The sequence below is a fragment of the Photobacterium proteolyticum genome (assembly GCF_001939735.1).
Classification (GTDB): Bacteria; Pseudomonadota; Gammaproteobacteria; order Enterobacterales; family Vibrionaceae; genus Photobacterium; species Photobacterium proteolyticum.
Window position 1 is genome coordinate 1 of the sequence record NZ_MJIL01000078.1, and the last position, 2,881, is coordinate 2,881.

Sequence of the window (2,881 nt, forward strand, 5' to 3'; positions counted from 1 at the left end):
CGCCCAGTCCGGTTTGTTTTCAATACTATAGGTATGTGTATCTCCCTGATCCGGGTCGGTCAGGGTCGGGGTAAAGCTATAGGCGGCATCTTCATTGACTGTTGTTGCTGGCGTACCGGATAACTGCGGTGCGACATTATATTTCTTCACAACCGTCGCAGAAATGCTCGCGGCAGCATTGCCCGCTTCATCCGAGACCACCACCGACAACGTCAGGGTACCTTCGGCCAGCGAGCTTACATCGAATCCGGTCACCTGCTCACTCACAGCATCAACAGCAACCGGCGAAGCACCAGACACGCTGTTGGTACCATCACTGATTTGATAAGTAAATGAACCTGCACCTTCCAAACCTGATACGGTAAAGCTGAGCGCAGCCTCGTTACCCCGGTTAATCAGCGCCTGATCAATGACCACGCTGTGACCTGTCGGTGCCTGCGTATCGACTGTCAGCACCAGCTGGGTGGCCGCGGTGTTGCCGTTGCCCGCCGCATCGGTGAAGCTATCGGCATTGATGTCCAGCGTCGCATTGGCTTCGGAGTCAGCCGTTGGGGTGAAGAGCACGCTGTACTGGGTGGCGCTGGTTGACACGAAGTTCGACAGCTCGCCGCCCGTTACGCTGATATCGCCAATGTTGAAGTCGCTGCTGGCCTCGCTCAGAACAATACTGATGGTGGCCGTCTCGCCTGCTTTCAGCTGCGTATCTGAGGCACTGAAGGTGGTGACCGTCGGCCTGGTTTTATCCAGCGTGGCCGTATCCGTCACCGCCGTCGCCGCATTGCCCGCGCTGTCGGTCACTGTCACCGACAGCGTCAGGGTGCCGTCGTTCAAGTTACCCAGGTTGATATTACCGATGCTTTGCGTTGCGGACGTCAAGGTACCGTTGCCGGTCACATCGCTGCCGCCGTTGGCGCTGGAGATGGTATAGCTGTAGCTGGCGCCCACCTCGGCCCCGGTGAAGCTGAACGAGGCACTGCCTTTCTCCGAATCACTGTATAAGGTATCGCCAAAGGCCACACTGTGGCCGCTCGGCACCGCGGTATCCAGCGCACTGGCTGCCGTCACCGCTGTCGCCGCATTGCCCGATGCATCCGTAAGCGTCACCGACAGTGTTAGATCACCGTCATTCAGGCCGCCCAGGTTAATGTTGCCGATACTTTGCGTGGCTGACGTCAAGGTCCCGTTGCCGGTCACATCGCTGCCGCCGTTTGAGCTGGAGATGGTATAACTGTAGCTGGCCCCCACCTCGGCACCGGTGAAGCTGAACGAGGCGCTGCCTTTCTCCGAGTCGCTGTAGAGGGTATCGCCAAAGGATACGCTGTGATCACTCGGTGCCTGTGTATCCACCGTCAGTGCCAGCTGGGTGGCCGCGGTGTTGCCGTTGCCCGCTGCATCGGTGAAGCTATCAGCATTGATGTCCAACGTCGCATTGGCTTCTGAACCGGCCGTCGGGGTGAAGAGCGCGCTGTACTGGGTGGCACTGGTTGACACGAAGTTTGTCAGGCTACCGCCTGTCACACTGATATCGCCAATGTTGAAGTCGCTGCTGGCCTCGCTCAGTTCAATGGTAATGGTGGCCGTCTCGCCTACTTTCAGCTGCGTGTCCGAGGCACTGAAGGTGGTTACTGTGGGCTTAGTTTTATCCAGCGTGGCCGTGTCCGTCACCGCCGCCGCGGCATTGCCCGCGCTGTCGGTCACTATCACCGACAGCGTCAGGGTACCGTCGTTCAGGTTACCCAGGTTGATATTGCCGATGCTTTGCGTCGTTGACGTCAAGGTACCGTTGCCGGTCACATCGCTGCCGCCGTTGGCGCTGGAGATGGTATAGCTGTAGCTGGCGCCCACCTCGGCCCCGGTGAAGCTGAACGAGGCACTGCCTTTCTCCGAATCACTGTATAAGGTATCGCCAAAGGCCACACTGTGGCCGCTCGGCACCGCGGTATCCAGCGCACTGGCTGCCGTCACCGCTGTCGCCGCATTGCCCGATGCATCCGTAAGCGTCACCGACAGTGTTAGATCACCGTCATTCAGGCCGCCCAGGTTAATGTTGCCGATACTTTGCGTGGCTGACGTCAAGGTCCCGTTGCCGGTCACATCAGTGCCGCCGTTTGAGCTGGAGATGGTATAACTGTAGCTGGCCCCCACCTCGGCACCGGTGAAGCTGAACGAGGCGCTGCCTTTCTCCGAGTCGCTGTAGAGGGTATCGCCAAAGGATACGCTGTGATCACTCGGTGCCTGTGTATCCACCGTCAGTGCCAGCTGGGTGGCCGCGGTGTTGCCGTTGCCCGCTGCATCGGTGAAGCTATCAGCATTGATGTCCAACGTCGCATTGGCTTCTGAACCGGCCGTCGGGGTGAAGAGCGCGCTGTACTGGGTGGCACTGGTTGACACGAAGTTTGTCAGGCTACCGCCTGTCACACTGATATCGCCAATGTTGAAGTCGCTGCTGGCCTCGCTCAGTTCAATGGTAATGGTGGCCGTCTCGCCTACTTTCAGCTGCGTGTCCGAGGCACTGAAGGTGGTTACTGTGGGCTTAGTTTTATCCAGCGTGGCCGTGTCCGTCACCGCCGCCGCGGCATTGCCCGCGCTGTCGGTCACTATCACCGACAGCGTCAGGGTACCGTCGTTCAGGTTACCCAGGTTGATATTGCCGATGCTTTGCGTCGTTGACGTCAAGGTACCGTTGCCGGTCACATCGCTGCCGCCGTTGGCGCTGGAGATGGTATAGCTGTAGCTGGCGCCCACCTCGGCCCCGGTGAAGCTGAAGCTTGCCGAGCTGGCTTCAGAGCTGTTGTAGCTGGTGTCATTCAGCGCCACACTGTGGCCGCTCGGCACCGCGGTATCCAGCGCACTGGCTGCCGTCACCGCTGTCGCCGCATTG

1 protein-coding gene is annotated in these 2,881 nt (G+C 59.4%); it reads right to left on the reverse strand.

Annotated elements, in window-relative coordinates; translation table 11 throughout:
- A partial coding sequence (locus BIT28_RS14845; RefSeq protein WP_245823701.1) for a beta strand repeat-containing protein occupies positions 1–2,881 on the reverse strand: 2,881 nt, incomplete at both ends.